The organism is Dyella dinghuensis (genome assembly GCF_003977615.1).
In the GTDB taxonomy this organism is placed as follows: domain Bacteria; phylum Pseudomonadota; class Gammaproteobacteria; order Xanthomonadales; family Rhodanobacteraceae; genus Dyella_B; species Dyella_B dinghuensis.
The window spans coordinates 418910-444152 of the sequence record NZ_RYZR01000003.1 but is presented as its reverse complement, the minus strand read 5'-3'; the positions used below and the strand labels follow the sequence as shown (position 1 = coordinate 444152).

Annotated in this window: 23 protein-coding genes and 1 tRNA gene; 7 read left to right on the top strand and 17 right to left on the bottom strand. The window is 58.4% G+C overall.

Features of this window, described 5'->3' with window-relative positions:
- Positions 1-37 precede the first annotated feature (37 nt).
- The gene (locus EKH79_RS05015; protein ID WP_325050577.1) at positions 38-1075 is read right to left on the bottom strand and encodes a YncE family protein; all 1038 of its coding nucleotides are present in this window, start codon (positions 1073-1075) and stop codon (positions 38-40) included.
- Positions 1076-1131: 56 nt separating this feature from the next.
- On the bottom strand, positions 1132-1794 hold the full coding sequence (locus EKH79_RS05010; protein WP_126672684.1) for a hypothetical protein: 663 nt from the start codon (positions 1792-1794) through the stop codon (positions 1132-1134).
- A gap of 214 nt (positions 1795-2008) precedes the next feature.
- On the opposite strand from EKH79_RS05010, the gene EKH79_RS05005 reads away from it, so the two are divergent.
- The gene (locus EKH79_RS05005; RefSeq protein WP_126672683.1) at positions 2009-2185 is read left to right on the top strand and encodes a CsbD family protein; all 177 of its coding nucleotides are present in this window, start codon (positions 2009-2011) and stop codon (positions 2183-2185) included.
- A gap of 126 nt (positions 2186-2311) precedes the next feature.
- Here the strand turns inward: EKH79_RS05005 and EKH79_RS05000 are convergent, their stop codons facing one another.
- Positions 2312-2731 carry a response regulator gene (locus tag EKH79_RS05000; protein WP_126672682.1) on the bottom strand — a complete coding sequence of 140 codons (420 nt, stop codon included), beginning with the start codon at positions 2729-2731 and terminating at the stop codon, positions 2312-2314.
- A gap of 442 nt (positions 2732-3173) precedes the next feature.
- Between EKH79_RS05000 and EKH79_RS04995 the strand changes: the two genes are divergently transcribed.
- Positions 3174-3902: a response regulator transcription factor gene (locus tag EKH79_RS04995; RefSeq protein ID WP_199754180.1), complete on the top strand. Its 729-nt coding sequence runs from the start codon at positions 3174-3176 to the stop codon at positions 3900-3902.
- 81 nt (positions 3903-3983) lie between these two features.
- Here the strand turns inward: EKH79_RS04995 and EKH79_RS04990 are convergent, their stop codons facing one another.
- Positions 3984-4325: a PRC-barrel domain-containing protein gene (locus EKH79_RS04990; protein WP_126672680.1), complete on the bottom strand. Its 342-nt coding sequence runs from the start codon at positions 4323-4325 to the stop codon at positions 3984-3986.
- Between the two features lie 327 nt (positions 4326-4652).
- On the opposite strand from EKH79_RS04990, the gene EKH79_RS04985 reads away from it, so the two are divergent.
- The gene (locus EKH79_RS04985) at positions 4653-6224 is read left to right on the top strand and encodes a PAS domain S-box protein (RefSeq protein ID WP_126672679.1); all 1572 of its coding nucleotides are present in this window, start codon (positions 4653-4655) and stop codon (positions 6222-6224) included.
- A 428-nt stretch (positions 6225-6652) separates the two neighbouring features.
- Here EKH79_RS04985 and EKH79_RS04980 read toward each other — a convergent pair whose 3' ends face one another.
- The 3 genes from EKH79_RS04980 to EKH79_RS04970 form a co-directional block, all read right to left on the bottom strand.
- A complete protein-coding gene (locus EKH79_RS04980) occupies positions 6653-9457 on the bottom strand; it encodes a protease pro-enzyme activation domain-containing protein (RefSeq protein ID WP_158621203.1) in 2805 nt (934 codons plus the stop codon).
- A 470-nt stretch (positions 9458-9927) separates the two neighbouring features.
- Positions 9928-10014: transfer RNA gene (locus EKH79_RS04975), tRNA-Leu, on the bottom strand.
- A gap of 93 nt (positions 10015-10107) precedes the next feature.
- Positions 10108-10347 carry a hypothetical protein gene (locus EKH79_RS04970; RefSeq protein WP_126672677.1) on the bottom strand — a complete coding sequence of 80 codons (240 nt, stop codon included), beginning with the start codon at positions 10345-10347 and terminating at the stop codon, positions 10108-10110.
- Between the two features lie 244 nt (positions 10348-10591).
- Here EKH79_RS04970 and EKH79_RS04965 point away from each other — a divergent pair, with 244 nt between their 5' ends.
- Entirely contained in the window at positions 10592-11242 is a 651-nt protein-coding gene (locus EKH79_RS04965; RefSeq protein WP_126672676.1) for a response regulator, read from the top strand.
- 78 nt (positions 11243-11320) lie between these two features.
- Here EKH79_RS04965 and EKH79_RS04960 read toward each other — a convergent pair whose 3' ends face one another.
- Positions 11321-14431: an Rne/Rng family ribonuclease gene (locus tag EKH79_RS04960; RefSeq protein ID WP_126672675.1), complete on the bottom strand. Its 3111-nt coding sequence runs from the start codon at positions 14429-14431 to the stop codon at positions 11321-11323.
- A gap of 340 nt (positions 14432-14771) precedes the next feature.
- Between EKH79_RS04960 and EKH79_RS04955 the strand changes: the two genes are divergently transcribed.
- Positions 14772-15740: an RluA family pseudouridine synthase gene (locus EKH79_RS04955; protein WP_126672674.1), complete on the top strand. Its 969-nt coding sequence runs from the start codon at positions 14772-14774 to the stop codon at positions 15738-15740.
- On the opposite strand, the gene EKH79_RS04950 is transcribed toward EKH79_RS04955, so the two are convergent.
- Together EKH79_RS04950 and EKH79_RS04945 are read right to left on the bottom strand one after the other, a co-directional pair.
- Positions 15718-17226 (bottom strand): CPBP family intramembrane glutamic endopeptidase, encoded by a 1509-nt coding sequence (locus EKH79_RS04950; protein ID WP_126672673.1) that lies wholly within the window; start codon positions 17224-17226, stop codon positions 15718-15720. The genes EKH79_RS04955 and EKH79_RS04950 overlap by 23 nt on opposite strands.
- Complete coding sequence (locus EKH79_RS04945) at positions 17223-17564, bottom strand: 4a-hydroxytetrahydrobiopterin dehydratase (RefSeq protein ID WP_126672672.1); 342 nt, start codon at positions 17562-17564, stop codon at positions 17223-17225. The genes EKH79_RS04950 and EKH79_RS04945 overlap by 4 nt, the downstream gene beginning before the upstream one ends.
- Positions 17565-17702: 138 nt before the next feature.
- Here EKH79_RS04945 and EKH79_RS04940 point away from each other — a divergent pair, with 138 nt between their 5' ends.
- Complete coding sequence (locus EKH79_RS04940) at positions 17703-18311, top strand: NfuA family Fe-S biogenesis protein (RefSeq protein WP_126672671.1); 609 nt, start codon at positions 17703-17705, stop codon at positions 18309-18311.
- A 15-nt stretch (positions 18312-18326) separates the two neighbouring features.
- On the opposite strand, the gene EKH79_RS18935 is transcribed toward EKH79_RS04940, so the two are convergent.
- From EKH79_RS18935 to EKH79_RS04910, 7 genes are all read right to left on the bottom strand, one after another.
- Positions 18327-18485, bottom strand: a complete 159-nt coding sequence (locus tag EKH79_RS18935; protein ID WP_199754146.1) for a hypothetical protein — start codon at positions 18483-18485, stop codon at positions 18327-18329.
- 104 nt (positions 18486-18589) lie between these two features.
- On the bottom strand, positions 18590-18940 hold the full coding sequence (locus EKH79_RS04935) for a c-type cytochrome (RefSeq protein ID WP_126672670.1): 351 nt from the start codon (positions 18938-18940) through the stop codon (positions 18590-18592).
- Between the two features lie 20 nt (positions 18941-18960).
- Positions 18961-19287, bottom strand: a complete 327-nt coding sequence (locus EKH79_RS04930) for a c-type cytochrome (RefSeq protein WP_126672669.1) — start codon at positions 19285-19287, stop codon at positions 18961-18963.
- Between the two features lie 118 nt (positions 19288-19405).
- A complete protein-coding gene (locus tag EKH79_RS04925; protein WP_126672668.1) occupies positions 19406-20638 on the bottom strand; it encodes a TraB/GumN family protein in 1233 nt (410 codons plus the stop codon).
- A gap of 96 nt (positions 20639-20734) precedes the next feature.
- The gene (locus EKH79_RS04920) at positions 20735-21625 is read right to left on the bottom strand and encodes a carbon-nitrogen hydrolase (RefSeq protein ID WP_126672667.1); all 891 of its coding nucleotides are present in this window, start codon (positions 21623-21625) and stop codon (positions 20735-20737) included.
- Between the two features lie 62 nt (positions 21626-21687).
- A complete protein-coding gene (locus tag EKH79_RS04915; RefSeq protein WP_126672666.1) occupies positions 21688-22722 on the bottom strand; it encodes an agmatine deiminase family protein in 1035 nt (344 codons plus the stop codon).
- Positions 22723-22847: 125 nt separating this feature from the next.
- Positions 22848-23132 (bottom strand): hypothetical protein, encoded by a 285-nt coding sequence (locus tag EKH79_RS04910; RefSeq protein WP_425478478.1) that lies wholly within the window; start codon positions 23130-23132, stop codon positions 22848-22850.
- Positions 23133-23346: 214 nt separating this feature from the next.
- On the opposite strand from EKH79_RS04910, the gene EKH79_RS04905 reads away from it, so the two are divergent.
- The gene (locus EKH79_RS04905; RefSeq protein WP_126672664.1) at positions 23347-25242 is read left to right on the top strand and encodes an ABC-F family ATP-binding cassette domain-containing protein; all 1896 of its coding nucleotides are present in this window, start codon (positions 23347-23349) and stop codon (positions 25240-25242) included.
- The last annotated feature ends 1 nt before the right edge of the window (position 25243 follow it).

Sequence of the window (25243 nt, the reverse complement as noted above, 5' to 3'; positions counted from 1 at the left end):
TGCTCAGGCACTACCGGCGGTTATTCAAGCGATGCTTTTAGGGCTTGCCGACGGTAAGAATGGCAAAGCTATTCGCTACAGGTTGCTGGCGACCATGCGCATCTTTGTCGGTGCCGAGCTTGGCCGATGACAGATATACGCGGTGCTTTTGTGTATCCAGTGCCTGCGTGCGAGCACTGATCTGTGTAGGAACATTGGCGACGACCGAGTAGTGATCGGGATCGTCTTCATGCACAACCGTCAACGTACCGCTTTCGCCATTCGAGCTGTAAATAAGCGCTTGCTCAGGATCGAAAGTCACTGCATCTGGGCCATCACCGATGGGTAAGGTTGCGACGACGTGACCATTCGTTGCGTCAAGTACCGCCATCTTCTGGTTATCGCAGACCGAGAAAAGCCGCTTATGTACAATATCCATGGCCAGACCGCTGGGCGATTCGCACGGTGCGAGCGACCATGTTTGCAGCACTTTGTTCGTGCTTGTGTCGATCTCTGAAAGCTCGGATTTGTCTTCGAGGTTTACATAGACATGGCCCTGACCATCGGCGGCCGAGAACTCCGGTTTACCGGGTAGCGCGATCGTGGCGACAACTTTGGCGGCGGTGGGATCGATAACGCTAGCATCACCACTTTTACCGTTGAACGTCAGCACATGATGCGACGCGCTGTCATAGATGATCGAATCCGGCTTCTGCCCCGTGCCAGCAATGGTGCCGACAGTCTTGAGCGTATCCAAATCGAAAACGGTCACAGAATTTGCCTTACCGTTGCTGGTAAAGCCACGATGCAAATCCTGCGCGATGGCAATGCCATGCACACCACTGGTGCCTGGAATCTCGCCAATCTGCTTATTGCCATCGACATCGATAACCAACACGCGATCGCCGCGACTAACAAATAGATGACGACGTTGTGAATCAAAGCTGAGGTAATCCCAGCCGCCGGTGCCGCCAAGCGTCAGGCGACCGATCACTTTATAGGGGGATTGTGCGGCTGCATCGGCGGCTGTCGCAAAAGGAGCGGCAGCAACGCAGGCTAATGATGCAAGCAAGGCGATGGCAAGAGATTGGCGCATGGGCAAGCTCATGATGAGGGGTTTGCCAAGCTTGCCCGGTGTTACTTATTGCTTGCTTAGGGACGCTGGTGAGCGTTCCGTTGTTTCAGCACGTCAGCGGCCTTCTCGTCGGCAAGGTCTTCGGTCATTTTCAGGCATTCCTGTTGAACTAGCTTCGGGTCGCTACCGATCAGCGCCCGGGCATAACCCGTCACGACTTCGCCCACGATGTATTGCGGCCGTCCTGTGTTGTTATAGGTGTTGCTGAATGCAAGGGGCGTGGAGCGGGGCGAGCTGTCCCCGTAATACCATTCAAAGACCGCGGCTTTCCGGGCAGTGGCATCGCTCTTTACCTGTCCCTGGCTGGAAGAGGTAATGCCGTTGTCGGCGTAATTGACGGCTTCCCCACAAAACACAAATCCATTGGCGCGGTTGGACGATGATTCCATCAACAAGCGTGCATCCAATCCGTAGCCGCCGGCATTGCAGAATCGAAATTCACCCTCGAATAGGCGATAAGCCGCCATCGACGTGGCGACTTCCCTGGTCGCGTCCGTGCTTAGCGACTTATAGATAGGCCAAGCCGGTGTGTCGGCCGGACAGCTATTCGTGGGTGTCGTCGCCAGGGTGGCTACCCCGGGCCGGTCCGTTGTGTCAGAAGGAGCCTGCGCCGAGTACGACACGGAAATCGCACAACAAAGCATTAGGTAAACGGTGGCAATAACGGCGAACTTATTCATCGAGTAGACCCCTGCCTCCAGTCAGGCACGCTATCGATAACGCACCGCTGCCCTTTTCGACTACACGAGACTGGGACTGTCAACCACGCTTCGTTGATGGCATGCATATGAACAGCCGCTCATTGACGTCGATGCGTTTTTCACATGAGCACGACTTTGAGATGGCGGTCCTTCCTGCACCATGAACCCACCTCCACGAACAGAGAGCACGACCATGGATAAGCATCGCACTGAAGGCACCAAGCATGAGATCAAGGGCGCTGTGAAGGAAGGCATCGGCAAGGTCACCAATAATCCGGCACGCGAGGCCGAGGGCAAGATCGAAAAGCATGCTGGCAAAGCCGAGAAGGAATACGGCAAGGCCAAGGACGAAGCTCGCAAGAATCACTAAGCATGATGGGCAGATGTTAGAAGTCCGGATATTTCGCTATGGACGGATGAAGAAAAGACGCTAGGTGGCGTCTTTTCTTTTTACATGCCTGTAACACGCGCCCGGACTGTCAAGCGATCGGAATAATCATCCCTGCACAGTGTGAATGGGTCGACGAATAACCTGTGGCACAGCTTCGGACCCGCCTTTGGATCTGAACTCTTCAAATGCACTTCCCACGAGGCCGAGGACTTCCATTCGTCCACAGGGCTTGCGCAACATTCGGGTGTCGGGAATGGTTTTTTCAAGCGCTTCCCAGTCGCCGGATATGAGAATGAATTGGGCGAATGGCAGCCGATCGCGCAGCGATTTTAGGATTTCCAATCCCGTCAAACGATCGCCCAGATGAACATCCACCAGAACGACGCCGATGTGATTATTGAGTCGTGCTAGTCGCAGACCGTCAGAGACCTTCGACGCTTGAAGTACGGTGTAGCCTGCATCTTCAAGCATGCAACTAAGGACATCACGCGTATCGCGGTCATTTTCAATGACCAGCACATGCATAGTTCGCTCCTATGCGGTAACCCCCGACCGCATTGTCAATGCTTTCACAGAGCGGATGAGACGAGCGTGAAGCGTATTTGGCTTGCCAACGCGTCCATGTGATCTTTCATCGAAATATCTGCGCCGGTGCGCCGTCGATATGGGTTGACATAAAAAAGAGGGATCCTGGCTCCCTCCTTGTGCAAGCTGCACCTAAGTACTCGAGGCCCGATGAGTTGAAGACTGACGAGATCGCGACCATGCGAAATTCTCATCAAGTCCCGGTTACTTTTTATTAGCAGTTGCTTCCTGTTTATACAAACTAGAAAAAATATAGAACGAAAAGCAAAAAAAGCGTGCGCATCTGTCGAATAGCTGAAGATCGATTTTCTGACTCACGCCGCTGTCACGCTCTCCCCCTCTAGCCTGAGAAGCGGACGGGCACGCCCGTGGAGGACGAATGATGGAAAACGAAAGCACAGCGACGATTCTGCTCGTTGAAGACAATATCGAAATCGCTAGCGTCATTAGCGAATATTTGGAAAAGATTGGCTACCGTGTAGAAGTGGCCCATGATGGTATTACCGGGCTGCATCTCGCGGTCAGTAAACCCTACGACATCATCGTGCTCGATTTGATGCTTCCGGGTATCGATGGTATCGCTGTTTGTCGCAAGCTTCGTGGCGACGCAAAAAATTCGACACCTTTGCTCATGCTTACTGCTCGCGACACCATCGAGGAAAAGCTGGAAGGTTTGGAAGCTGGCGCTGACGACTATATGGTCAAGCCCTTTGAGCTTCGGGAGCTGGACGCGCGGCTTCGTGCCCTGATTCGCAGACAGCGTCGTCAGATGTCTTCCGAGACGCTGGTCGTCGGCAATCTCAAATTCGACAAAGCGTTGCTTAAGGTCTCCCGCAACGGCAAGGAGATCAGTGTGTCGCCACTTGGATTGCGCCTTCTGGAGATATTGATGCGGGAATCGCCCCGCGTTGTGGGGCGTGCAGAGATAGAGAAGGAGATATGGAGCGATACGCTGCCTGATTCGGACACGTTACGTTCGCATATGTACAACCTGCGCCGTGTCATCGATAAGCCCTTCGATTATCCGTTGCTGCATACCATTCCAGGCACGGGATATCGTTTAGCCGATATGGGTCCGCATGTATCGGAGCCGGATCCGACCCCGGGTTAGGGCGACCAGTAAATATCTTCCAGGCAACGTGCTTGTTTCGGCGAGGGCCCCATTAATGGCCCTCGCGCGCATGTAAGAACATCAGTGAATGTAGTAGTGCCTGACCTGATCGATGAATGCGGTATCGGCAAAGTTCGGCCAATGATCCTTGTCAAAGCCCGGGGCATCTTTGAGCCGTTCTTTTTCCACGTCGAGAATCAGCTCTTTTTTTCCGCCATCCACTTGCAGCGCTTCCCACGGCACAGCGAATAGTTTTTCGCCTAACCCCATCACACCACCGAAGGACAACACGCCATAGGCGATGTGGCCGGTGGTCGTGTCGATCATGATGTCTTTGAGGTCGCCCAGTGACTCGCCCTTGCGATTTTTGACTTTATCGCCGGTCAAGGTTGAGGCGGAGAGGAAATGGGGTGATTGAGTCATGGTATGGATTCCTGGCTATGAGTAGAAAATGAAACAGTGTGCCCGGACGGCAAACACAGGATGTTCCAAGCCGCGTGATTGAAGTGACCCCGTCGAGTGATTTTAGAGTCATCGGCAAGACGAGGTCAGGCACAACGCGTTGGGCGTCCACGGATGCGAAACCGGGTGCCAGATGAGAAATCGTGGTTTAGGCTGCCGTTAAGCGATGAATCGCCACCGAACGCTTGCATCGTGTGGCCTACGAACACTGCGCATATTTCGTCACGCGGTCTCCCGTTGGCGCTTGTTATAGTCTCAAAGTACCCGCGGCGCCGCGAGGAGCAACCTATGGTCGCCAAAACGAGTGAGCGTCATTCCCTGGAATTCCTTTCTGCGCAGGAATACCGGGCGCTAGTGGAGGCGATTGCGGATTTTGCCATCTACATGCTCGACCCCCGCGGCAACATCATCAGCTGGAATCTCGGTGCCGAACGCTTCAAGGGCTATCAGGCTGACGAAGTTCTGGGTAAACACTTCAGCATGTTTTATACCGAAGAAGATCGCGCGGTAGAGTTACCTCAGCGAGCTTTGTCCATTGCGCATCAGGACGGCCGTTTTGAGCATGAAGGTTGGCGGTTACGCAAGGATGGAACCCGTTTCTGGGCACACGTCATCATCGATCGCATCACCAACGATGAAGGCGCCGTTATCGGTTATGCCAAGATAACGCGCGATGTCACGCCTCAAAAGGAAGCCAACGAGCAACTTGAGCGCGCACGCGAAGCACTATTCCAGTCGCAAAAACTCGAATCGATTGGAAAACTCACAGGTGGCGTCGCGCACGATTTCAATAATCTGTTGATGATCATCCACAGCTCGCTCGAGATGATGGAGATCAAGTGCGAACAACCCGATCAGGTTGTCAAACTGGCGAGCCATGCCAAGGCCGCCGTCAAGCGAGGCTCGGCTCTGACGCAGCGTATGTTGGCTTTTGCACGCAAGCAGGAGCTTCGCCTCGAGGTGATCGACCTCAAGGATCTCATCGATGGCATGACCGATATGCTGCAACGATCTCTTGGGCCAAGAATTCGTCTCACCACGAATTTTCCAAACGCGTTGGGCCAAGTATCTGTCGACGCCAATCAGTTTGAGCTGGCGGTGATGAATCTGGCGGTGAACGCACGCGATGCGTTACCTGACGGCGGTAACGTGACATTTTCCGCTCATAGCGTAACGATCGATCGCGCACATTCAACGAAGCTCGAACCTGGCGACTATGTTTGCGTGGCGATATCCGATGACGGAATCGGCATGGATGAAGTCACCATGGGTAAAGCAACGGAACCGTTCTTTACGACCAAAGGCATCGGCAAAGGAACGGGACTGGGTCTGTCGATGGTGCATGGCCTGTTAGAGCAATCCGGTGGCCGCATGGTGATCAAAAGCAGCAAAGGCATCGGTACGCGTGTCGAGTTGTGGCTCCCAAGCACCAAAGTTGATCGCGTCCGGGACCTCAAGCCGCCGACTACTGGCAACGCTTCTCTATCATTGGCTAACAATTCGCTTTGCGTGTTGGTCGTCGACGACGATTCGCTCGTTCGTGCAACCACTGGCGTGGTGCTCGAGAGCCTGGGACATAAGGTGATCGAGGTGTCTTCGGCGGAGGAGGCGATTGCCGTTCTCGAAGGTGTCAACGATGTCGATGTCCTTTTGACCGATCATGCGATGCCCGGCATGACCGGTGCTCAGTTGACCAATGAGGCGAACATCCGCTGGCCAGCATTGCCGGTTGTGCTCGCCAGCGGCTACGCAGAAATTCAGGAAGATCTCTCGGACGGTGCAATACGGCTGACTAAGCCGTATGGACGCGACGATCTGATCCGAGCCATCAACGAGGTTCTCAACAAAAGCGTAGCGTGAGCATACGGTATGGGTGACCGCTTTCTCTTCGGCGCGGTATGTCGTCTGTACGCAATCGAATAGATGGTCTTATCGGCCACGGAAGATCACTATCGGTTACGGCAGTGCTGCGCCTGGTCTATTAGCGAATTGGGATAATCGGAGCCATGGCGTTGCCATGGAGACCTGGTGCGAGCAGGGGCTGGAAGCTTGCCGAAATGCCTTAAGAGATTGGTGCTCGGAGCCGGAATCGAACCGTCATAACCGTGCATTTGAGAGATTTTAAATCTCTCAGTATCAAGTTCGAAGCGATCTATGCTTATCCATGGCTAACGTTTAAATGCATAAAAGGCTAGTTTTGTCCTCCGTATCAATCCATCCTAGTCCCGGCGAATACTGCAGCACTGTCCGCTCCGGCAACGCGATGTGCCGCTGTATGAAGACGGGTTTTACTGCCAGGGCGGCGCAGCGGTGTTGTTGAAGTACGCACCCACCACCCACCAACCAACTGGATAACTCCAGCTGCTGCTTCCTGCGGAATAGTCCACGGGAGTCGTTGGCGCGTTTCCTGTTTGAGCAGGCACGCTGCTGTTGTACAAGCCCCCGGTGTGAACAACCATGTTGGTGGGGTCGATGTCATAGACACCGGTGTTGTTGAGTTTGTTGCTGACGATCACGTAACCGGCGGCGGCAATGCGAGTACTGCCTTGCGTAGCGATCGCGGAATCCTTCCAAGTGACGCCTGTCTGATTGCCGCTGGCATCAAATGTTCGCGAAAAAAGCCAGCCACCTGCTACCGCCAAGCCGCCTTCGGCACCTTGCGTGGTGTTGAACTGCACACCGATATTCTGTCCCTTATAACCGCCACCCATCGACGTAAAGTGGCTGCCTGCCGGTAAGCTGTTATTGAGGCCAGTGGTCAGGTCGTAGGCCTTGAATGTGCCATCACCGTTGCTATCCCAGATATACAGATCATTCGCCGGACTCGTCCAGATAATGCTCAATCGATTTGATGGCGAGTAATAACCAATGCTGATTGGGTAATAGCCACACGCAACGTTGACGGTGTGATAGCCCGTGACCGTACTTCCGTTCATCGTCCAATAGCCGAATTCGCAGTCGGACGGATCCAGCCACAGCAGATCGTCGTAACCATCCCCATTGACATCACCGGCGCCGATCAACTGCCACTGGCTCGGATAACTGCCACCGTTGATGCGCGAGGACGTCCAACCCCCTTGCTGGTTGTTCGTCCACAACCACAGATCGCGATTGGCGCTGGTAAATACCAGATCGGCGTAGCCATCGTTGTTGAAATCGCCAACCGCCCCGACGAAATAGCCCGGCGTGACGTCGTAACTGCTAAGCCCGGTACGCGTGACGTTGCCGGTGGCCGTGCCAGTATTCGACGTTGCATTCATCGTCCAATAACCGATCTGGCTGGACGTCGGGTTGAACCACAACATATCGGATATGCCGTCGCCGTTGAAATCACCCGGCGTATGTGTACTTCCCGGAATCGGCGTCGTAGCTTGCAGCGCGGGCAAGGTACCAAACGATACGGTCGGTGCACTGGCATTGACAGCCGCCATGCTGGCGAACTGGTTCACCACGATGCTGCCCCAACCGGTTAGGTAATCCCATCCCAAGCCCGCGTTCTTTGTATTGTTCGTGCCGGAGACAACATCGTGAAAGGCATTGCTGTAGTTGATTTGCGACGACTGCGCCACTTGGTAAATGACTGGCGATGCAAAGCCTAAGCTGAGACCATCGGCCTGCAACACACGAGCCCAAGCACCGGCGGCGAGCGGCGCGGACAAATTCGTGCCAGCGCCCTGATGATTTGCCTGACCATCTACTGTGATCAGAATGCCGGGAGCGGCGTCGAACGCGATATCCGACGTGGCGCGATAGGTAAAACCTTGGTCGTAACCGTTGTCGTAAGCAGTGACGTTTTTCTGCCAGCTCGGTAGCGGCTCGAATTGGCTCTGAGCACCACTCGTGGCACCTCCGTGTTGCGGGATATCGTCGAACGCCACTTCGCCCTGCCACGTGGTGTTGGAACTGGTATAGAGCTCGGTGCCGCCCACCGCCGTGACGTACTGCGAACTCGCCGGCCACTCTGGCATGGTATAGGTGATGCAGCCGTCTCCGGATGACGCAAAGAACGTTTGTCCCTGCGCAACGGCTTGCTTGAACGAGGTGTCCATGGCTGACACCGCGCCATCCTCCTCCGCGGAACTTTCGCATTCGCCGAAGGATAGGGCGATCACCTTCACCAGGTTATCCGACACGACTTGTGATATCGCCGTTTCCAGACTCGCATCCGTGTTGTAGGCGGCAACATAGAAGTAATACTGCGAGGCACCGGTGAAGGCAATGATGGCTTGGCTATCCATGTCCCATAACGCATCGCCACCGCTGTTGTCGCTGCCATAACCGGCGCTGGTGTCACCCTCCAGGGTGACCGTGACATTGGGATACAGCGACTTCAAATCCGCCAGCACATTGGTCATCGATCCGACAGAAATGGAGCCCACCGGAACGGAGGTGACGGCGGGCATGCCGCTGGCACCGTAAATCATCGGGAAGTCGGAGGGTTGATGTGCCACCGCCGATCCCGCGGATAGGTCCATGGGCTGCATGGCATGGGGAATAAGCGGGTCGGGCGCGCTGGCAGAGCCGCTGACGGCATGCACGGTTTGCAGGCCGAGCACCGCGTGCACCGTGTCTTGCAGAGCTACCGGAATCTGTATCGCACTGTTGTTGGCAAAGGCATCGCGACCATCGTGGGTGGCCACATGCACGAGCGACGTATGAAAAGCTGCCTGCACCGTGTCAGCACGGCCGTCGGCTTGCACCAGTGCATGATCGCGCGAAATGGTTACATTGCTGAAGCCGGCCTTCGTCAAGTAGTCGGCGACGGTCTGGGCCTGTTGACTCGTCGGGCTGTACAGCAACTGGAATTGACCGGATGTCAGTGGCCGAAAGCCGGGCTTCGCAATGTAATCATCAAGCTGTTGCTCGTTGCGCAGCTTTAGCGTTACGACAACATGTATCGGCTGCGAAACGGCCACCGGTCCGAGCACTGTATCGCCTGTCTGCAGACTGACTGCGGGATGCAATGTTACTAGCGGACTGCTAGCGGCTGTCTTCGTGCCGCGTGCCGCTTGTGCCATAGCACTGGTGGATATGCTGCACGCAGCAAGCATCATCGCCGCCGCGAGTTTCTTCATGCGCAGATTATTTCGCACACCTCGTCCCCTTAGCTTTGTCTCACATTCGGAATCGCTTCCGAGCCCCATTTACGAGCTTGCAGACTGCGTCTACAAGCTCTCCCTGTTTTTAAAAGCGCTCGACGTGTCGCCCGTTATTTTTACATGAGCGGTTGCGCGCATGGTACGAGTAACTATCCGACAGCTTCGCGATAGATGCGTTGGTGTTTGTCACTTTGGCGCGATCAGATGGGTACCGCTGATAAACACGCTCGCCTAGCGCTGCGGCAAGTTCATTTACTTTGCATCTAGCTGCAAGGGTAGGGCTCAATAGCGTGAGACCGAATCGTGCCTACTTAGCTTGACGCCAAAGGGATTTACTCTGATTTGCCCGATGAAATTTCTGCAGGCCCCATTGATGCCACATATCAAACGGCAAATAAGCCACAAACAGCGAAGTGGTATGGCAAGAGATCTGGCCGGCGGCGAGGCTAACTTATTGTTTTTATTGGTGCCCGGAGCCGGAATCGAACCGGCATAACCTTGCGGTTGAGAGATTTTAAGTCTCTTGCGTCTACCTATTTCGCCATCCGGGCGGGGATACTTGCCGGACGACCGGCTGCAGGCGCGCGATCGTAGCATGTGAGGCCGATTCCAACGAGCGAATGGCCTGATTGATATCGATAACGTCAGGCCACAGCGCTTTCGATCGGCATGCCGGGGCGTGCGTACTGGGCGAGACGGATCGTGGAACTGGGGCCAGGCATTTCAACGCAGGTGCTGCGGCCGGAACGCGTGTGTTCGTCGCGGGCAGCTTCACGAGCTAATTGAATGGCAGGACCCAGGCGAAGCTGGCTAAACAAAGTTGCCGAATCTCGGCGGATGCTCCAATCACCATCGGGCGATTGTCTGAGCGAGTAGATCACCATCGAAACGCTCCATTCCGGTTAGTACGACTAGCCTTACTGGGGTGTGCGATACGAGCTACAACTGTGTTACTTCGCTAATAATGACATTGATTTTTAGTACTTGCATGTAAGCAATTTCTGATTTGTTTTGTGAGCTTAGGAGTTATATAAAAAATCCTTTTAAAACTAGAGCTTACGAGCTTGCAATGTGTCAGTGACAGGCCTACTTTGCGTAGGCACATTACCTTTTTAGGAAGAGCGCGAGATGATCGACGTCGTACTCGTGGACGATCACGAGTTGGTTCGCACCGGTTTCAGGATGATCCTGCAGCAACCGGATATACGTATTTGCGGCGAGGCTGGGACCGCTGAAGAAGGGCTACGTCTCATCCGGGCGACCAAGCCGCATATCGCGCTGGTCGACGTCCACATGCCAGGGATGAGCGGTATCGAGCTCACCGAGCGTGTGGCGCGCGCCAACCTGCCCACGCACGTGATCGTGGTGACCGTGGTCGACGATGCCCGCTTTCCCAAGCGTCTGCTGGATGCCGGCGCGCATGGTTACCTGACCAAGAGCTGCGCTGCTGAAGAATTGCTCAACGCGGTTCGCCAGGTGGCTGGTGGGCGCCGCTACCTGGCGCCTGCTGTGGCGCAGCAGCTGGCATTAGCCACGCTGGATGGCGAAGGTTCGCCGTTCGACGTGCTTTCCAGCCGCGAGCTGGAAGTGGCGATGATGCTGGTGCGCGGCAAGGCGCTGACGGCTATCGGCGAACAACTCAATCTCAGCCCGAAAACGGTGTCGACGTACAAGCAGCGTCTGATGGAAAAGCTGCAGGTAGATCACGTGATCAGCCTGGCGCATCTGATGACGGTGCATGGCTTGCTGGATACGCACAACAATCAGGTCGGAAACTGACTCCGTTCTTCGACTGCGACAATGCAAAAAGGCCGCACATGATGCGGCCTTTTCTTTGCGTCGCGTACGGAGTTTCCCTTACGAGAGACGACTATCCCGATGTTCGGAATGCGTATTCTCTTCGTCAGACTCCGGTTCTTTCGTTTCCTCGATGTGTTCGGCCGGGGAAGCGTGATGCTGCAGCGGCGAGGAGAGCAGGTCACCTTGTTCCGGCTGATGAATCAGCGGCGTGGGTGCAACGACAACCGCCTCGGGTTCCGGATGGTGAATCACCGGTTCCGCAGCGGTTGTTGCAACTTCCGGCACAACGATCGATTCGATGGGTGCCGTAACGTTCGCTTCGTTGGCGGCCGGTTCGGCGTCCTGATGCACGGTCACCGTGACGGTCTGCGTCTGTGGCGCAGGTGTCTCGACATGTGCAGTGGCTTCAACGCTGCTTTCGCTTTCAGATGTCGCGACCGTTTCGTGAATCACCGGAATCGGCGGCAAAACGGGGAGATTGAACGAAGCGGGCACCGGCGCAGGGGCGATGATGACCGGCGCCGCGGGGTTTTCCTCCGCGAGGATCGACGGACGCACACCTGGTTCGACCGAAACCGTAAATGCATCGGTTTCCGTGGTCGGCTTGGCGAAATGCTCATGATTTTCATGGGACGGCGCTGAGAACGACGGCGCAGCGATTTCCGGTTCCGGTTTGAACACTGGCGCAGGCGAGAGAGCGACAGGCGTCGTTTCGACAACGTGTGCAGTTTCCGGCTCGCGCTTTACTTGCGGCGTTTGTTCGATGGCGAAAGGTGCGTCGTCATCGCGATCTTCGTCATCGACTTCAGCCGCGTTGATCTGTTCGTTCGTCTCCATACCGGGTGCTGCGACGGCACCATCGTGACGGCGACGGCGACGGCCACCCCGGCGACCGCGGCGGCGGCGCGACTGACTGCTCTCGTTTTCAGCCGTAGCAGCGGCTTCAACGCCTTCCGGCACGGCAATCACGGGCGTGCTTGCTTCGGCAGGTTTCGGCGCTTCGGCTGGCTTGTTCGCGGGCTGCACAGCGGCTTGCTGGGGACGCTCACCTTGCGGTGCGCGTTGTTGTTGTTGCTTGTTGGCGTTCGGCTGTTGCGACTTGTTGCGCTCGGTAGCTGCTGCGTCAGTCGCCGGCTGTGCTTGCTTGGGCTGACGCGGTTCCTGCTTGTTACCGGGCTGCTGTTGTTGCTTGTTCGGATTCGCCTGCTGCTCGTTGCGCTGACGCTGATTCGGGTTCTGATTCTTGCTTTGCTGCTGGGCACCGCGCGTATTGCCATGCTGCGCATCGCGATCACGCTGCTGGCCTTGACGCTGCTGCTGGCCATCGCTGCGCGTACGATCGTTGCGGCGGTTGTCCTGCGGCTTGCCGCGCGAGGAGTCCTGACGATTTGCAGCAGGGGCCGGTGCAGGGGCGGGCGCTGCGGCAGGTTCACTGCGGAACATGCCGAAGAGTCGGGCAAGGAAGCCGCCACTTGGCGCGGGCGCTGCGGCAGGCGCTGCAGCGGGTTGACGCTTCGCGACTGGGGCTGCGGGAGCCGTAGCAGTGACATCTTCTTCGCGCACAGGGGCCGGACTTGCCGGCACGATGCCGCTGACAGCCGGTTGCTCGTTGCTGCCGAGCATCTGGCCCATCTTCGGCACGGCCGTTTCTTCCTGCGCGGTGAGGCGCTCGTAGCTCGGCTTGCTGTGCTCGCCCATGTCCGCTTCGCGGATGCGCTGGATTTCGATGTGCGGCGTGTCGAGCTTGTCGTCCGCCACGATCACCACGTGCACCTTGTTGCGCAGTTCGATCTCGACCACGCTCGCACGCTTTTCGTTGAGCATGAAGTTGGCGACGGTCGGCGGCGCCTGCACCAGCACCTGGCCGGTGTTGTCCTTCATCGCGTGTTCTTCGATCAGACGCAGTGTCGACAGCGACAGCGATTCCACGCTGCGGATGTGGCCGTGGCCATCGCAACGCGGACAAACGATCTGCGTGGCTTCGCCCAGCGACGGGCGCAGGCGCTGACGCGACATTTCAAGCAGCCCGAAGCGCGAGATACGGCCGATCTGCACGCGGGCGCGATCCAGTTTCAGCGCGTCCTTGAGGCGCTCTTCCACCTCGCGCTGATGCTTGGGGCTGTCCATGTCGATGAAATCGATCACGATCAGGCCGCCGGCATCGCGAATGCGTAATTGGCGCGCGATTTCGCTCGCGGCTTCGAGATTGGTGTTGAACGCGGTCTCTTCGATGTCGCCACCCTTGGTGGCCTTCGAGGAGTTGATGTCGACGGCGGTGAGCGCTTCGGTCTGGTCGATCACGATCGAACCGCCGGAGGGCAGGCGCACGCTGCGGTCGAAGGCGCTCTCGATCTGCGTTTCGATCTGATAGCGCGAGAAGAGCGGGGTGTCGTCCTTGTACAGCTTCAACTTGCGCAGGGCATTGGGCATCACCTGCTGCATGAAGTCGCGCGCGTCCTGATACAGCGACTCTTCGTCGATCAGGATCTCGCCGATGTCGCTGCGCAAGTAATCGCGAAGCGCGCGGATGAACAGCTTCGATTCCTGGTAGATCAGGAACGGCGCTTTCTGGGCCTGAGCGGCGCCAGAGATCGCCTTCCACAACTGGAGCAGGTAATCGAGGTCCCACTGGAGCTCTTCGGCATCGCGGCCCATGCCGGCGGTGCGCACGATGAGGCCCATGTCGTCCGGAACGGTCAGGTGCTCCAGCGCTTCCTTCAGCGCCTGCCGGTCTTCACCCTCGATGCGACGGGATACGCCGCCGGCCTTCGGGTTGTTCGGCATCAGCACCATGTAGCGGCCGGCCAGGCTGATGAAGGTGGTCAGGGCGGCGCCTTTATTGCCGCGCTCTTCCTTCTCGACCTGAACGACCACTTCCTGACCTTCCTTGATCAGGTCACGGATGTTCGACTTGTAGGGATCCAGACCCGGCGTGAAGTACTCGCGGGCGACTTCCTTCAGCGGCAGGAAGCCATGGCGCTCGGCGCCATAGTCGACAAAGCAGGCTTCAAGGGATTGTTCTACGCGAGTGATGCGGCCTTTGTAGATATTGGCCTTTTTTTGTTCGCGGGAAGGGATTTCGATATCAAGATCGTAAAGCGTTTGGCCATCCACGATAGCCACACGCAACTCTTCACGCTGAGTTGCGTTGATCAGCATTCTTTTCATTGTAATTCCTCGGCTTGGCCGCTCGTCGCGCGCCGCGGTGGCGCCTGGTGTGGCGGCCGTTCCGGGGATCGCGCCGCTGCGGTAAAGCGGCAAATAAACGGTAACGTTCCCGATACCGGGGGTGATTCTTGGGCACGCACGCCGATTTGTCTGTCTACATGAGACCGGACAAGCGGCTACCCGAACCGTTACGATACATAAGGTGTTTGCAAACCGGCTGCCGTGATGGCGACCGGCCCAAACCTCGCCGGTGTAACAGGCGGGCGCCAGGCCCTAACAACAACGTCAGCGGACCCGGCTGAGCGCTGTACGAGTATCCTCTCTACCCAGGTTTTTTTCAATGCAGACGGCAACTTCCCCCGATGTACCTCATGGGGTGCGTCAAGTCGAGATAGGCCCGGAACGCGACGGCCAGCGCATCGACAACGCATTGATGACCATACTCAAGGGCGTGCCCAAGAGCATGATTTACCGCCTTTTGCGCACCGGGCAGGTGCGTGTGAACGGCAAGCGGGCCAAGCCCGATACCCGTCTCACCCAGGGCGATATGCTGCGCATTCCGCCGGTTCGGGTGGCCGAGCGTACGGCTGAACAGGAGGCCTCGCAGGGGGCCATGGCCGCGGCCGCCGAGGCAGTCATCTTCGAAGACAAGCACTTCCTGGTCATCGACAAGCCGACCGGGATGGCCAGTCACGGCGGCAGCGGGGTGAGTCACGGGGCGATCGAGTTGCTCCGGCAGGCGCGCCCGAAAGAGCATCTCGAACTCGTTCATCGGCTGGACCGGGACACCAGCGGCGTGCTGGTTTTCGCAAAAACTCGCGCCGGGCTGACCGGTCTTCAGGCTGCGATCCGCGCCAACGAGGTGACCAAGCAGTATCTCTGCCTGATGGTTGGGCATCCGCCCAAGGCACGTTTTGACGTGAATGTACCGCTGCAGAAATCGATCCTTCAGGGCGGCGAGCGGATGGTTAGGGTCTCCGAGGGCGGCAAGCCATCGCTGACTTTTTTCCATGAGATGGAGCAGTACTCGGGCGCCCGTCTGATGCAGGCGACGCTGGGTACCGGGCGCACGCATCAGATTCGTGTCCATGCTGCCCATATCGGCCACCCGCTCGCGGGCGACCCAAAGTACGGTGACAAGGAGGCCAACAAGCGCTTCCGCAAGCTGGGCCTGAACCGGCTTTTTCTGCACGCCTCGCACATGTCGTTCGAGTTGGATGGCCGTGCGTACGGGTTTTCGGCGCCGCTGCCCGACGATCTGAAAGACTTCCTCGATGCCTTGGCGGCTAAAGGAAGAAGCGGGCGCTGACTTCCAGCGAGCGCACCAGTCCGCCCACCAGTCCCGATTCGACCAGCAACGCGCAGGCCGCATGCGCCAGCGCGATGGGCAGCACGCTGCGCGAACGCAGGAAACACCACGCCCACCAGAGTTCGCCAACGAAGCACAATTGCATCAGCATGCCGTTGGGCGTGTGGAGCAGCGCGAAGACGATCGCTGTTGCGATCACCGCCCAACCGGGGCGATAAAGCACTTGTTCGAAGCGCCGCATGATCACGATCAGCATCAGCCATTGCTGCACCCATGCCCAGCCGAAATAGGCGAACGTATGACCAAGCGGCAGTAGCGACAGCGTGTGACCGTAAAGAATGGTCAGCAGCACGGTGAGGATGAGGGGCGCGAAGGGCCATAGCCAATCGCGCCATGACGATGGCCATCGCCACAGCCGAGGCAGATGCCGGCGTTCGATAACGAATGCAAAGAGCAAACCCGCACCGAATGCGGTAAATCCGAGCGGCGTGGGATAAAGCCCCCAATGCACGCCCGCGATCAACCACAACGGACCCAAAAGGCATCCGGCGATTTCAAGCCATGCGCGCCAATTCCCTTTGAAGGGTCGGAAAGCAAGCCAGACCAGCGTCAGCACGTAAACGACGCACGCAGCCCACCAGATGGAATGGTGCGATGAGGGCGTGACTGCTTGCGGTGTTACACCTGCGGGCACGATCAACGCAGCCGGCCAGCGCGTGCGCAGCTGATCGCGCAAGGACAGCATCGCTTCGGCATCGATGCCAGCGGGCAAATGGAACAGCGGCATGGCCACGTTTTGTGCGCCATCGACAAATCGATCAACGCCCGTGCCCGTCGCTTCATCCGGCAAATCGATGGTGCTTTGTTGCGACAGTTGCATCGGCTCGGTCGTCAGCAGCGACACCGACGCAAGTCGTAGCGTTGCGTGTTCGGGTGCCTGAATGCGTAGGCGCAACATCTGCACGACGCCAGGCGTTGGACACGGCGCGCCGCTGGTGTTCTTCCATGTCAAACCACGCAAATCGATACGCAGTGAGGCGGTGTCTGGTGAAAGCGCACCAGCAGTGAGCGCCATGCACGATACGCCGGAAGGGTTCGTTACCACCAATCCAAGCTCGCCGCGATCGGAACTTTTGAGCTCGAGTTGCAACAAGGGCCAATGGGCAAGGTCCAATGACCACGCGACAGGCAGGCCAAGTTCGTAAGGCGTGCCGTCGCTGCTGGTGATCGTCAGCGCATCGTCGTCGACGGAAACCTTTGCGTTTCCGAATGCGCGACCCGCGATCAGATCGTGCGGTTTGCGAAACCGCCATTCCCAAAGCGGTTCACTGGCTTGAACGCGTGCAAGCTGCCATTGCGCCTGATCTTGCAATTGCCCGGCCGTCATCCGCGCTGCCAATACGCTGAGCGCCACACAAACAATAACCGCAGCCAGCAGATAACCGGCTGCGGTCCATACTGTCGACAGGCGCCGCGTCGCGTTCAACGGGCGAACAGGGCGTCAACGCGCGCGGCGCAAATGAAATCGTTCAACGACAAGCCGCCGACGTCGTGCGTCGACCAGCGCAACTTGCAATGGCCGTAGCCCGCCTCGATATCGGGATGATGATCTTCGTGATTGGCCATGAAGCCGACCGCGTTGATGAATCCCAGTGTGTGATGGAAGTTTTCGAAGCGGTAATCCTTGACCAGCGCATCGTGCTGCTCCGACAGTTTCCAGCCGGGAACCATTGGTAACAGCGCGCCTACAGCAGCCTCGTCGAGCGCGTGCTCCTTCCCCTTGCGTGGCTGGCAGTGTTGGGCGGCGAGCGGAAGGGCGGTCATGGTGGTCTCCATTGGCAGGCGCTAAAGCGCCGAAACTGTACGCGAAAAATCGGAAATCGAACATTCGTCGCGAAACAGGACTAAAATGGTGCTGTATGGCCCGGCACACCGGGCAATGATGGCAGTTCCGGAGCAGGCATGATCGAGATTTCCCAACGCGCACAAGACCATTTTCTGCGCCTACTTTCGCAACAGGGTATCGAAGGTTCGGGTATCCGTTTGCGGGTGACGTCACCGGGAACGCCTGCAGCCGACTGCGAGCTGGAATTTTGCGAGCGTCATGAGCTGACCGGCGGCGAATGGACGATCGAGTGCAAAGGCTTCGAATTCCACATCGACGGAGATAGTGCGCCGTGGCTCGAAGGCGCGACGATCGATTACGAACCGAATCAGACGGGTGGCCAGCTAAATATTCGCGCGCCACGGATCAAAGGCGAGATTCCAGGCATGGAAGCGGGTTTGGTCGAGCGCGTGCGTTACGTGCTCGAAGCCGAAGTCAATCCGCGCATTGCTGCACACGGCGGTCGCGTGAGTCTGCTGGAAATCGATGCAAATGGCGTCGTGCTTCTGCAATTCGGCGGCGGTTGCCACGGCTGCGGCATGGTGGACGTCACCCTCAAGCATGGCGTGGAAAAAACGCTGCGCGAGCGCGTGCCGGAAATTACCGAAGTGCGCGATGCCACCGATCATGCGGGTGGCAGCAATCCGTACTACAGCAAGAAGGAAGGCCAATCCGCGATGGGTTGATTGCGCGATGGTTGATTACTTACCGCGTCGAATCAGCCAGATAAACACGCCGGCTGAAACAACGCCGAGTAACAAGCCGATACCCGATCCCCACAGCATGCCGTTGTCTCCGCCGATAAAGCGGCCAATCAGCGCACCCAGCACAAACAGGATGGGTAAAGGTAGGCAACCCATTCGGGTGTTCTCAAGGAAATTCCGCAGGAATCATCGCCCGGAAACACAAAAGCCCGCAATGTGAGTTGCGGGCTTTTGCTTTTGAGTGAGTGATTCGGGTGGAATCAATCGCCCTGGATATGTCCCTTCAGCGTATCCAGCTTCGTTGGCATCGCGGAGAAGTAAGCAGCGATGTCTTCGATATCCTGATCGGAAAGATTGGCAACCTGCGTTTTCATGACGGTGTTATTGCGGCGGCCGTCTTTGTATTCGTGCAAGGCCTGCTGGATGTATTCGTTGTACTGACCGGCCAGCCGTGGATATTGCGGGTCGATGGCGTTGCCATCGGCACCGTGGCAGGCCACACAGGTCGCTGCCTTGGTTTTGCCGTTGTCGGCATCGCCGCTGGCAAATAACGGAGCCGAAGCGAATGCCAGGGCGATACCAAACGAGAGCAGCGTAATAGCGCGTTTCATGCAGTTGGAATCCTTGGCAATTACTTCGGACTGATGCTCGACAGGTAGGCGGCAATATCTTCGATCTCTTGATCGGAGAGGCTTTGCCCCTGCGCCATCATGGTCGGATGCGTGCGATCGCCCGACTTGTATTCATGCAGCGCGCTGATGATGTATTGCGCGTTCTGGCCGGCGATTTTCGGCACAGGATACTGCGGGTACGCGTTGTTGGTGCCCGGCACGCCGTGGCAACCATTGCACGTATAAACGAGTGTGCGGCCATTGGCTTTGTCGCCAGCGGCATGGGCGGTGCCCGTTAAAGCAAACGCAGTGGCTACAGCCACGCCAACCAATTGCAATCGAGTCATCAAGAGGATCCCCACGGTTCCAGCGGACGCATGCAACGTATTCCCCGGAGTATAGAGGTTGCCACAGAGCGCTCACAATATCGCGCGACAGTGGGTCGCAGGCCCCGCCCGCGAATGATCAGAAAATGCTCTTGATGATATGGATGCCGGCGGCGTACTCGCCGATCACCGTGCCCAGGCTGACCAGGAAGAAGTTCAGCAGCGTGCGCGCCACGCGGTTCCTCCACCAGCCGCTCCAGTGCACGATGTCGTCGCGCAGCGTTTCGAAGTCCACCACGCGCGGGCGGCGTACCCAGGCTTCCACCATGGCGCTGATGCCACCAGCGGGAATGCCGGGCCGGAACGGCTTGATCGGTGCGGCAATAAACGCCGCGAGAATGCTTAAAGGATGAGCGCCAGCCACCACAGCGCCCAGCGCGGCAAAGCCGCCGGTGAACAGCACCCAATCGCGCAGTGCTTGCGCGCCCAGCGCTGTGTTGCGATGAAAGGCGTAGGCAATCGCGCCGAACACGGCCAGCACCAGGGCGACCGCCACCCATTTGGGCCAGCGCGCTTTCGGTGGCGTGCGCGCGAGTTCTGCCGCGGTGTCCGCGGCGTCGCCTTGCTGCACGCGTAAGTTTTCGCTTAGACCTTTGAGGTGTCCGGCGCCTATCACCACCAGCACCTTGCACGGATTGGCAGTGATGGAGCTACCCGCTTCCTGACGCAGACGCGCCGCCATGAATGCGTCGCGTTCGGCGATCAGGCTGCGATAGAGCGGTGCGGATTCGCTGGCGAACTCGCTGAAGGCGCTTTCGAGCATGTCGCCTTGCTTGAGCTTTTCGATCTCTTTTTCGTCGATCGTCTCGCGCTCGAACACACTGGCCAGCATGCCGCCAAGCAAGCTGAAACGCTGCCAGAAGCCGACGCTGTGCCACGCGCGCTTAAGCGTGGTGCCCACTTCGCGATCGATCAGCCACAACGGCACATTCCGTTGCTCTGCGCCTTCCATCGCCGCTTTCATTTCGGCGCCCGGTTCGATGCCGTATTGATCGGCCAGCCGCTTCTGGAAGGTCGACAGCACCAGGCTGGCCGCCACCATGCCGGCTTTGCCTTGGCGAATCACGCGAAACAGATCCATCTGTTTGAACGCTTCCGGATCGCGCATGCCCTGGGCGCGGCTTTCGCACAGTTCCACGGCGATGGCGTCGAACTTCTCTATTGAAAGTAGCGTGTGCACCGCTTCCACGCTGCTGCGCGACACGTGCGCGGTGCCGAGCACGACATATTCCACCCCGTCGCGATGCACGCGTTCGATCGGCTGGTCGCGCAGGTCGTGCGAGGGAAGGAGGTCGGACTCGGTCACGCTCATGCAGTGGTTGCGTCGGCTATGGGGATAGGTCCCAGCATGGGGATACCGGGGATGGGGTGCAAGCCAGTCGATTTTGACAGGTTTGAGCCTGAACGCTTAATCGCGGAAACGACGCAGCAGATCGTTGTAGGCGTCGATGCGACGATCACGCAGAAACGGCCAAATTCGGCGAACGTGCTCGCTACGTGCCATATCGATCTCGGTCACGAGCAATTCGCGCTTGTCCGTATTCGCCTTGGCCAGGAACTCGCCTTGTGGGCCGGCCACGAAACTGGTGCCCCAGAACTGAATGCCGGACCCTACATTCGACGGATCGGCCTCATAGCCCGTGCGATTGCAAGCCAGCAGGGGCAAGCCATTGGCCACCGCATGACCACGCTGCACCGTGACCCACGCTTCGCGCTGGCGATCTTTCTCGGCCTGATCGTCTTTCGGATCCCAGCCGATAGCCGTCGGATAAAGCAGTAACTCCGCACCGGCCAGCGCCATCAGGCGAGCGGCCTCCGGATACCACTGATCCCAACACACCAGCACGCCCAGACGGCCCACCGAGGTATCAATCGGTTCAAAACCAAGATCGCCCGGCGTGAAGTAGAACTTTTCGTAGAACGCAGGATCATCCGGAATGTGCATCTTGCGGTACTTGCCGGCGATGTTCGCCGAGCGGTCAAACACCACCGCGGTGTTGTGATACAGGCCCGCCGCGCGTTTTTCGAACAGCGACGCAACCACCACCAGCTTCAATTCCTCGGCGAGTTTGCCGATGCGCGCCGTGCTGTGCCCGGGAATGGTTTCCGCCAGATCGAATTCGTCGACCGATTCGTGCTGGCAGAAATACGGACCGTTATGCAGCTCTTGCAGCAGCACCAGCTCGGCGCCCGCGGCCGCCGCTTCGCGCAAACCTGCCTCGATCGCATCGAGATTCGCATCGCGGCTTCCGCGATGGGTTTCTTGGAGCAGGGCAACTTTGAGGAGCTTGCGAGTCATGGGAACGTCCTGAAGCGGGCTTTTTATCTGTGCAACGCTAGTAGATGGGGGTTGATGGGCTTTTAGACCAGCCCGGCGGGAAGCTGCATGGTGATGCAGTGCAGGCTGCCGTTCTGCCAGATCAGCGGGCGACATGGCACCTGTACGACGGTGCGTCCCGGGTAAGCCTCGCCGATGATGCGCGCGGCTTCGTCGTCAGCGGCATCGCCATACGCCGGTACGAGTACGGCGCCGTTGACGATCAGATAATTGGCATACGAGGCGGCCAGACGGCGACCTTCATCGACGATCGGTTTTGCCCACGGCAACGGATAAAGCGTGTACGGCTTTCCATCGGCCGTGCGCAGTGTGGCGAGTTCTTCGCCCATGCGCTTCAATTCGTCGTAGTGCACGTCGCTCGCATCGTCGCACGCCTGATACACGATGCGATGATCCGGCGCGAAACGCGCCAGCGTATCGATATGCGCGTCGGTATCGTCGCCTTCCAGATAGCCGTAATCGAGCCATAACACGCGCTGCGCGTTGAGACTGTCGCGCAGGATAGTGCTCATCTCATCGCGCGACTGTTCCGGATGACGCTGCACCAGGCAGCGCCACGTTGTCAGGATCGTGCCGTCGCCATCGCTTTCGATGCCGCCACCTTCCAGCGCCCAATCGATGCGCTTGTGCGCGGCCGATCCAAACACGCCTGCATCGACCAGGCCTGCGATCAACGCATCGTCCTGCTCGGCGCCGAATTTGCCGCCCCAGCCGGTGAATCGAAAGTCGGTGAGCTGAAAGCGATTGCCGTTGTTACGCAATGTGATGGGGCCGGAATCGCGCAGCCATGTATCGTCGTACGGGAGTTCGACAAAACGGATGCGCGAAAGATCGGCATTCGTCGCTTGCAGTTGGCTCATGACATGCGCGCGCAGCGTTTCGCCCGCGACGACGATGATCAGCGGCTGGAAGCGCGTCACCGCGGCGGCAAGCGCGACATACGTGGACTCGACCGCTTCAAGGCGTTCGGCCCAGTCGGTGTCGGCATGCGGCCACGCTATCAATACGGCAGCCTGAGGCTCCCATTCGGCCGGCAGGCGGAGGGTGGAATCGGTCATTGGGGCAACACTCGCGCAACGGAACGCGCCCAGCGTTCGCCGGGCAGGCAAGGGCGCAAGTTTAAGGGAAGAGCGCGTACGGCGGGTGACAGCTGGGCTGAATCACCCGCCGGGTGTGGCGAGAATCAGTTGGCCGAAGCCGGATTCGTGTTGTTTCCAGCCGGCGTATTGAGCACCGCGTGGATCACGTGACTGTTTTCGAAATACACGATGAAAGTCGAGTATTCCCAGCGGTTGATCGTCGGGTGCTTGGAGCTGTCGCCGCCACGCGGCGACAGCTTGCGCAGCGGCGCCCCGTACCGCTTCTCGACCTGGGACATGCTCAGGCCGCGGGCAGGCAGGTTCATGCCTTTTTCGTCCTGCACGCGCTGCTGGATCGAGTCCTGGGCGTGTACGGTCATCCCGGCCATGCCGGTGCCGATAGCGATGGCTGCCAGCAAAGGCAGGCTGTAACGGTGCTTGAACATGGTCCCCTCTCCGCGCGAAGCGTTTGCTGCGTCGTTGTAGCAGAACTACCAGCACCATGCTATCCGCAAAATGGCCAGATGTGACCCGATCAACCGTTATCACCCGGTATCATGTGCGGCTGCGGGTATCCCTTGCCCGGTTTTTACTCAGGTCCTCATGATTGCCTTTCGCCACTTTGCTCTGCGCCGCGGCAGCCGTTTGCTGCTTTCCGATATCGACCTGGTAATCCAGAGCGGCTGGCGGCTGGGTGTCGTCGGCCGGAACGGTTGCGGCAAGTCGAGTCTGTTCGCGGCACTGCAGGGGCACATCGAGTCGGATTCAGGCGAGCTGGATATGCCGGCGAAGTTGCGACTGGCCTCCGTAGCGCAGGAAACGCCCGCGCTGCCTGACCCGGCCATCGAATACGTGATGGGCGGCGACGTCGAGCTTGCGGCGGCCTTGCGCGACGAATTCGACGCGCAGGCGCGTGGCGATACCGAAGCGATGGCGCGCGCGCATCACCGCATCGAAGAGCTGCATGGCTACGATGCACGCGCACGCGCGGGCCGTCTGTTGCACGGCCTAGGCTTCAAGGCGGAAACACACGAGCGTGCCGTGCGCGAATTTTCCGGCGGCTGGCGCGTACGCCTCAACCTTGCGCGTGCACTGATGGCACCGTCCGAATTGCTGCTGCTGGACGAGCCGACGAATCACCTTGATCTCGATGCCGTGCTTTGGCTGGAAGAGTGGTTGCGCCGTTATCAAGGCACCTTGCTGGTCATTTCGCACGATCGCGAATTTCTCGACGGCGTGATCACGCATACGCTGCACCTCAACGAAGGCAGGGCGAAGCTTTACGCCGGTAATTACAGCGCGTTTGAGCGGCAGCGTGCCGAGCAGCTGCGTCTGCAGGCTATCGCGCACGAGCGTGAGCAAGCCGAGCGTGCGCATCTCCAATCGTTTATCGATCGCTTCAAGGCAAAAGCCAGCAAAGCCAAGCAGGCGCAATCGCGCATGAAGCGCCTGGAAAAAATGGCCGGAACGGAAGCGGTTCGCGCCGAGCGTGCGTTCCATTTCCAGTTCGCCGTGCCGGATCGTCTGCCTGATTCGATGCTGCAACTGGAAGAGGTGGAAGCCGGTTATCCGGGTGAAGCAGGGCAGCTACCGGTGTCGATTCTGCACGACGTGCGATTCCGTCTGGAAGCCGGCGAGCGTATCGGTTTGCTTGGTCCAAACGGCGCGGGTAAATCCACACTCGTCAAAACGTTGGTGGGTGAGTTGGCGCCGCTCCATGGCGAGCGCAAAGCGCATAAGGATCTGAAGATCGGCTACTTCGCGCAGCACACCGTCGAAAGCCTGCACGAGGGTTCCAGCCCATTCGATCATCTGCAGGAAAAAGCGCCGGGCGTCGCAGCCCAAGCATTGCGCGATTTCCTCGGCGGCTGGAATTTCGCCGGCGATCGCGCATTCGAATCCGTCGACGGGTTTTCCGGTGGCGAGCGTGCGCGTCTAGCATTGGCGCTGATCGCGTGGGACAAACCGAACCTGCTGTTGCTCGACGAACCGACCAACCATCTCGATCTCGACATGCGCGAAGCACTGGCTGACGCACTCGCAGATTTTGACGGTGCGCTGGTGCTAGTTTCGCATGACCGCCACCTGCTGGGCATGGTTTGCGACAGCTTCTGGCGCGTCGCAGACGGCAAGGTCGAGTCGTTCGACGGCGATCTGGACGACTACGCACGCTGGTTGCGTGCGCGTGGCGCGGCCCCTAAGAAAAACGCAGAAGCTGCCGCGACACCCATCGAATCCGCCGCCGACCGCCGCCGTGCTGCCGCTGCGCAGCGTGAAAACGAGAAGGTCACGCGTCAGCGTGTCAAGAAAATCGAAACGCGCGTCGCAGCGATTGATGAAGAGCTGACCACGCTGGAGCAAAAGCTCGCCGAGCCCGGAACCTACAACGGTCCGACGGCGCAGTTGATGAAACTTGGTCAGCGTCAGGCCGAGTTGCGCAAAGAAAAGGAAACGCTCGAAGCCGAGTGGCTTCAGCTTTACGAATTGCTCGAAGCCTGAG